This window comes from Streptomyces sp. NPDC060027 (genome assembly GCF_042737005.1).
GTDB lineage: Bacteria > Actinomycetota > Actinomycetes > Streptomycetales > Streptomycetaceae > Streptomyces.
In genome coordinates, this window is the sequence record NZ_JBHWVI010000086.1 from 25,796 (window position 1) to 32,216 (window position 6,421).

General features: G+C 73.6%; 6 protein-coding genes. 3 read left to right on the plus strand and 3 right to left on the minus strand.

Going from position 1 to position 6,421, the window contains the following annotated elements; translation table 11 throughout:
- Window positions 1-287: 287 nt before the first annotated feature.
- Complete coding sequence (locus ACFWBT_RS21910; protein ID WP_385702823.1) at window positions 288-1,721, minus strand: RNB domain-containing ribonuclease; 1,434 nt, start codon at window positions 1,719-1,721, stop codon at window positions 288-290.
- A gap of 225 nt (window positions 1,722-1,946) precedes the next feature.
- Between ACFWBT_RS21910 and yaaA the strand changes: the two genes are divergently transcribed.
- Window positions 1,947-2,747: a peroxide stress protein YaaA gene (yaaA, locus tag ACFWBT_RS21915; protein WP_385702824.1), complete on the plus strand. Its 801-nt coding sequence runs from the start codon at window positions 1,947-1,949 to the stop codon at window positions 2,745-2,747.
- 181 nt (window positions 2,748-2,928) lie between these two features.
- Window positions 2,929-3,573: a bifunctional 4-hydroxy-2-oxoglutarate aldolase/2-dehydro-3-deoxy-phosphogluconate aldolase gene (gene eda, locus ACFWBT_RS21920; RefSeq protein ID WP_385702827.1), complete on the plus strand. Its 645-nt coding sequence runs from the start codon at window positions 2,929-2,931 to the stop codon at window positions 3,571-3,573.
- Here the strand turns inward: eda and ACFWBT_RS21925 are convergent.
- On the minus strand, window positions 3,570-4,586 hold the full coding sequence (locus ACFWBT_RS21925) for an NAD(P)-dependent alcohol dehydrogenase (protein WP_385702830.1): 1,017 nt from the start codon (window positions 4,584-4,586) through the stop codon (window positions 3,570-3,572). The genes eda and ACFWBT_RS21925 overlap by 4 nt on opposite strands.
- A 191-nt stretch (window positions 4,587-4,777) precedes the next feature.
- Between ACFWBT_RS21925 and ACFWBT_RS21930 the strand changes: the two genes are divergently transcribed.
- A complete protein-coding gene (locus tag ACFWBT_RS21930) occupies window positions 4,778-5,578 on the plus strand; it encodes a helix-turn-helix domain-containing protein (protein WP_385702833.1) in 801 nt (266 codons plus the stop codon).
- Window positions 5,579-5,590: 12 nt separating this feature from the next.
- Here the strand turns inward: ACFWBT_RS21930 and ACFWBT_RS21935 are convergent.
- Window positions 5,591-6,421, minus strand: an 831-nt coding sequence (locus ACFWBT_RS21935) for a bifunctional RNase H/acid phosphatase (protein ID WP_385702835.1), incomplete at its 5' end; no start/stop codon positions are given.

Consider the following 6,421-nt stretch of genomic DNA (forward strand, 5'->3'; position numbering starts at 1 on the left):
GCCGTACGGCCGCGGTCGCCGTCCCCGATATGACCGTGGCCGTCCCGCCCTTCAGCACCGTGATCGCGTCTCCCGGTCCGGCCGGAGTCGCCGTCGCCCGTGTCACCGCCGCCACCTCTTCTCCCGCGGCACCGGTCGCCGCTACGAGGGCAACACGCGTGTCCCCCGTTTCCATGCCGCGCCGGGGAGATCGGTCGAGGTGAGGGAAGGGGGGAGGCGGGAGGGAGTCACGGAAGGGAGAGGGGGCGGCGAACTCGGCGACGGACCGGGCGCGTTCGTCCCCGTGCTCAAGCAGGCGCGAACTGTACCTTCGCCGTTCCGGGGTCCGCCTGGGTGAGCCGGACCCGCAGGCGTTCGCCCAGCGGCAGGTCCGTCGTGCCGCCCGCGATCCGGGCGAAGACCGCAGGAGACTCCAACTGCACGGTGCCGACCGTGGGTTCGTGCTCCTGTACGTCCACCACGCAGGCCTCGAAGAGCTCGCCGACCCGGTCCTTGAGCAGCGCGGCCTCCACGATGTCGACGCACTCGCGCTCGACGGTGCCCGCGCGCCGGCTGCCCTCCGCCATCTCCTTGGGGAGGGCGTCGAGGGCTTCGAGGACCCAGTCGGGAGTCGGCTCATCGGCGGCGGCCGCGAGGCAGATCTCCGAGCTGTAGCGGTCGACGAGCCGGCGCAGCGGGGCCGTGCAGTGGGCGTAGGGCGCGGCGACGGCGGCATGCGCGGTGACCTCGGGGAGTGCCCCGTCCCGGAAGACGGTGTACCCGGCACCGCGCAGCAGCGTCGTGCACTCCTGGAGGAAGGCCGCGTGGTGCGGCCGGTGCGGGTCGAGGGAGCGGACGAGCCGCGCGTACGAGACGTGGTGCGGCCAGTCGATGTGCAGGGCCCGCGCGGTGCGGCGCAGCCGTCCGACCGCCCCGTCCGGCGCGGCGGGCAGCGTCCGCAGCACCCCGGTGCCGTGCGCGAGCATCAGGTCGGCCGCCGCCATGCCGGTGAGCAGGGAGACCTGGGCGTTCCAGCCGTCGGCGGGCAGCGGGGCCCGGTAGACGAGTTCGTACGTCCCGTCCTTCTCGACGATCTCCTGCTCGGGCACATTGAGCGAGATGCCGCCGCGCTCGATCTCCAGGCCCTCGCGCAGGGTGCCGACGTCCTTGAGCAGGGCGAGCGGTTCCTCCGCCGTCCCCGCGTCGATCTGCCGCTGCACGTGGGCGTAGTCCAGCTTGGCCCGGCTGCGGACCAGGGCGCGGCGGACGGCGGTCGACTCCGTACGGCCGTCCGCGTCGAGGTCGATCGTCCACAGGACGGCCGGGCAGGTCTGGTCCGGCAGGAGGCTCGCGGATCCCTCGGAGAGCCGGGGCGGGTGGACGGGGATCTTCCCGTCCGGGAAGTAGAGGGTCATCACGCGTCGGTGCGCCTCGGCGTCCAGGGCTCCGCCGGGCGTCACGAAGGCGGCGACGTCGGCGATGGCGTACCGGACGCGGTAGCCGCCCCGCTCGCGGCGCGACAGGTGCATGGCCTGGTCGAGGTCGTCGGACGTCGGCGGGTCGATGGTGAAGAGGGGGATGTCCGTCGCGTCGTACGAGGGCAGGCGGGGCGGCCGCCCGGCCTCCGCGAGGACCTCGGCCGGGAAGCTCTCGGGCACCCCGAGCTCGGTCCGCAGAGCGCCGAGGGCGGCTCGCAGCGGAGCCTCCGGTGCACCGGTGACACGGACGTGACGGCGAGGCATGGATCGAGCGTAGGCCGGGGGCAACCGTTGAGCACGCCGAGCGGGCGGCCGGCCGGGGGTCGGGAGCGGCGGTACGCCGGCCGTGCGGCTGCCCGGCGGGGTGCCCGGACGGGGGTTCCGGCCGACACCCGGGGGGCTTGGTGGGGCTCGGCCGGACGGCGAAGGCGCCCCGGTCGCACCCCGTAGGCTGGCGCCGGGCCATATCCACCGTGAGGAGAACCAACCGTGCTCGTGCTGCTGCCGCCCTCCGAGGGCAAGGCCCCCTCCGGCCGGGGAACCGCGCTCAAGACGGAGTCGCTGTCCCTGCCCGGCCTCACGGAGGCACGCCAGGCGGTCCTCGACGAACTGGTCGAGCTGTGCGCGGCCGACGAGGACAAGGCCCGCGAGGTGCTCGGGCTGAGCGAGGGTCTACGCGGCGAGATCGCGAAGAACACGGAACTGCGGACCGCGGGCGCGCGCCCGGCCGGGGAGATCTACACGGGGGTTCTGTACGACTCCCTGGACCTGGCCTCGCTGGACACCCCCGCGAAGCGGCGGGCGGGCCGCTCGCTGCTGGTCTTCTCCGGGCTGTGGGGCGCGGTGCGTGTGACCGACCGCATCCCCTCGTACCGCTGCTCGATGGGCGTGAAGCTGCCCGGCCTCGGAGCGCTGGGCGCGCACTGGCGTACGCCGATGGCGACCGCCCTCCCCGAGGCCGCGGGCGACGGGCTCGTGCTGGACCTGCGGTCCTCGGCGTACACGGCGGCGTGGAAGCCCAAGGGGGAGGTCGCCGGGCGGACGGCGACCGTCCGGGTGCTGCACGCGCAGCTGGTGAACGGGGTCGAGAAGCGTTCCGTCGTCAGCCACTTCAACAAGGCGACGAAGGGCAAGATCGTCCGTAGCCTGCTCACCGCGGGCGCGGCACCGAGGAGCCCGGCGGAGCTGGTGGGGGCGCTGCGGGACCTCGGGTACGCCGTGGAGGCGGAGGCTCCCGGCAGGGCGGGCAGGCCTTGGGCGCTCGACGTGGTGGTGAAGGAGATCCACTGAGCGGCGATCCACGCTCGGACATTCCCCTTCGCTCCTTCGCCCCTTCGCCCCTTCGCCCCTCCTCCCCTTTCGACCACCCCTCTTTCGCCCCCCCCTCGCCCCTTTCGGCCCCCCTTTCGGTAGCGTTGCATCATGCGCAACGACCTTTGCGCATGATGCGGACCCCGGGCAGGATGTGGGCATGACCTCGCCGCTGCCCCCGTCTCCGCATGCCTCCCTCCTGGATCTCGCGCCCGTCGTCCCCGTCGTCGTGGTCGCGGACGCCGCCGACGCCGTGCCGTTGGCGCGAGCCCTGGTGGCCGGCGGGCTGCCCGCGATCGAGGTGACGCTGCGGACCCCGGCCGCGCTCGACGCGATCCGGGCCATCGCGGCGGAGGTGCCGGACGCGGTGGTGGGCGCGGGCACGGTGCTGACACCGGATCAGGTGGCGGAGTCCGTCGCGGCGGGCGCCCGCTTCCTGGTCAGCCCCGGCTGGACGGACGTGCTGCTCGGCGCGATGAAGGCGTCCGGGGTGCCGTTCCTGCCGGGGGTGTCGACCACCTCGGAGGTGGTGGCGCTGCTGGAGCGCGGGGTGCGTGAGATGAAGTTCTTCCCCGCACAGGCGGCGGGCGGCACGGCGTACCTGAAGTCGCTGGCCGGGCCGCTCCCCCAGGCGCGGTTCTGCCCGACGGGCGGCATCGGCCCCGAGTGCGCGCCGGACTACCTGGCACTCCCCAACGTGGGTTGCGTGGGCGGCAGTTGGATGCTCCCGGCCGAAGCGATCACCGCGCGGGACTGGCGCCGGGTGGAGGAACTGGCGCGGGAGGCGTCGGCGCTGCGCCGCTAGCCCACGCGGACGACCACCTTGCCGAAGGCCACTGCGCTCTCGTAGTAGTGGAACGCCTCCCGCACCTCGTCGAAGCCGAAGACGCGGTCCACGACCGGGCGGGTGCCGTGCAGCTCCAGCGCCCTGTTCATGGACTCGAAGTGGGCGCGGCTGCCCACGAACACCCGGCGGATCGTGGCCAGACTCGCCGCGTAGGCCGCGTTGGAGATCTCGATACCGTGCCTGCGCGGGTTGCCGGTGATCAGGAGCACGATCTGGCCGTAGAGCGCGGCCGCCCGCATCGACTGCTCGATGGTGTCGGGCCCGTTGGTCTCGACGACCAGATCGGCACCGCGTCCGCCGGTCAACTCCCTGACGGCGAGCCCCCATGCAGGGTTCTCGGCGTAGTTGACGACGTGGTCCGCGCCGAGCGCCCTGACGCGGTCCGACTTGACCGCGCTCGATGTCGTCACGATGACCTCGGCGCCCATCGTCTTGGCCAGCTGCACGACGAAGAGGGACAGCGCGCCGGTGCCGAGGGTGAGCACGGTCCGGCCGGGGGCGAGCGGCTCGCCGCCCGTCAGGGACTGCCAGGCGGTCACCCCGACGCAGGGCAGACACGCCGCCTCCTCCCAGGTCAGGTGGTCCGGAACCCGGACCGCGGCCTCCTGGCTCAGACAGGCGTACTCGGTCAGCATGCCGTCGAGGGTGGCGCCGGGCTGGTCGAACAGGGCCGGGGTGATCCGGCCGTCCAGCCAGTTCGGGAAGTACGTGCCCACCACGCGGTCGCCCACCCCGAACCGGGTCACCTCCGCTCCCACCGCGACGACCTCCCCCGCTCCGTCGCTCACCGGGATCACGTCCGGTACGGCCTTCAGCGGGTAGGTCCCCTTCAGGATCAGCAGGTCGCGCTTGTTGAGGGAGACGGCCCGGACACGGACGAGGATGTCGCGGGGCCCCGGTTCGGGCCGGGCCGACTCGCGCGGGACGATCCCGTCGACGGTGCCGAGCGTTTCGAGGTGGTAGGCGCGCATGTCCGCTCCCTGAGTGGGCTCCGAGTGGATGCGTCCATGCTGTTCGGAACGGGTGTCCGCCTCAATTCCCGGCGAGGTATGACGGGCCGGGGCAGCGGTAGGGGCCGGGCGGTACGGGGACGGGCACCCGGTCGCGGATCGGGTCGCCCGCTCCCGCGCCGCTGTCCTCCCCATGACGTACAACTGATCCCATGACGACCGGTATCTCCACCGAACCCCCGCCCTTCGCCCGGGAGCTGCTGCGCTGGCGGCACGCGCGCCGGGTGAGTCAGCTGGAGCTCGCCTCCCGGGCGGGCACGACGCAGCGGTACGTCAGCTTCATCGAGCGCGGGCGTTCGGTGCCCGGCAGGGAGATCGTGATCAGGCTCGCCGAGTCACTGGGCCTGACCCTGCGGGAGCGCAACACCCTTCTCCTGGCGGCCGGTTACGCTCCCGCGTTCACCGAGTCGGCACTCGACGCGGCCGCGCTGGAGCCCGTACGGGAGGCGCTGGACAGCATCCTCGAAGGGCACCTGCCGTATCCGGCGGTGGTGGCGGGACCCCGCGGTGAACTCGTCGCGGCCAACGCGGCGTTCGACGTCCTGGCCGAGGGGGCCGCTCCCGAGCTGCTGGCGCCGCCGGTGAACGTCCTGCGGCTGGCCCTGCATCCGCGCGGGATGGCGTCACGCGTGGTGAACCTGGACGCCTGGGGCCGGCACATCGTGGAGAACCTGCGGGCCCGGTCCGTCCGCAGCCCCGATCCGCATCTCGACGCGCTGGTGCGGGAGTTGGCGGAGTATGTGCCGGCGAGCGAGCCCGGCGCGGACTACCTCGGCTTCGCCGTTCCGCTGCGACTGCGGTGCCCTGAGGGCGAGTTGAGGCTTCTCACCACGCTCACATCGTTCGCGACGGCGGTGGACGTCACGCTCGCCGAACTCCATCTGGAGGCGTTCCTCCCGGCGGACCGGGAGACCGCCGGGATCCTGCGCGACCGTGCCGCCGGGCGCGGCTGACCGCCGTGCCGCTCAGCGCAGATGAGACGTGTCGTTGAACAGCCGGACGCTCGCGTTGCCGTCCGCGTAGTACGCCACCGCCGAGAGCGACGCCGCCGACAGCTCCATCCGGAACAGGGACTCCGGCGGGGCGCCGAGCGCCAGTCGTACGAGGGTCTTGATCGGGGTGACATGGGTGACGAGCAGGACCGTGCGGCCCGCGTAGGAGGCGATCAGCTTGTCGCGGGTGGCCGCCATGCGGTGGGCGGTCGCGGCGAAGCTCTCGCCGCCGCCGGTCGGTTCGGCCTCCGGTGAGGCGAGCCAGGTGTTCAGGTCCTCCGGGTGGCGTTCGCGCACCTCGGCGAAGGTCAGCCCCTCCCAGGCACCGAAGTCCGTCTCGCGCAGGCCGTCCTCGACGACGACCTCGAGGCCGAGCCGGTCGGCGACGGCCCCCGCGGTCTCCCGGGTCCGGGCCAGCGGGGAGGCCACGATCGCCTGGATGGTGCCGCGTGCCGCCAGCGCGGTGGCGACCCGCTCCGCCTGCTCCCGGCCCACGTCGGACAGGGACGGATCGCTGCCGCCGCTGCCCGAGAACCGCTTCTGCGGGGTCAGCGGGGTCTCGCCGTGCCGCAGGAGTACGAAGGTGGCGGGCGCGCCCATGTCCGGGGCGGCGCCCCAGCCGGTCGTCGGGGCGGTGGTGACCACGTTCCGCGCGGCCCGCCTGTCGTCCGCCGCTGCCCCGACCCGCCCGTCCCCCGCCGACCTCGCGGCTTCGCCGCCGGATGACGGGGTGGGGCCCGTGGCCGTCGTCCGAGTGCCGCCCGCCGGGGGCTGGTCGCGCCGTTCCTCGCGCCCCTCCCGGGG

What these genes read in the sequence shown, in the direction of transcription:
- ACFWBT_RS21910 (WP_385702823.1), bottom strand. Translation starts at nt 1,721, where the DNA reads ATGCCTCGCCGTCACGTCCGTGTCACCGGTGCACCGGAGGCTCCGCTG.
- ACFWBT_RS21930 (WP_385702833.1), top strand. Translation starts at nt 4,778, where the DNA reads ATGACGACCGGTATCTCCACCGAACCCCCGCCCTTCGCCCGGGAGCTG.
- ACFWBT_RS21925 (WP_385702830.1), bottom strand. Translation starts at nt 4,586, where the DNA reads ATGCGCGCCTACCACCTCGAAACGCTCGGCACCGTCGACGGGATCGTC.
- eda (WP_385702827.1), top strand. Translation starts at nt 2,929, where the DNA reads ATGACCTCGCCGCTGCCCCCGTCTCCGCATGCCTCCCTCCTGGATCTC.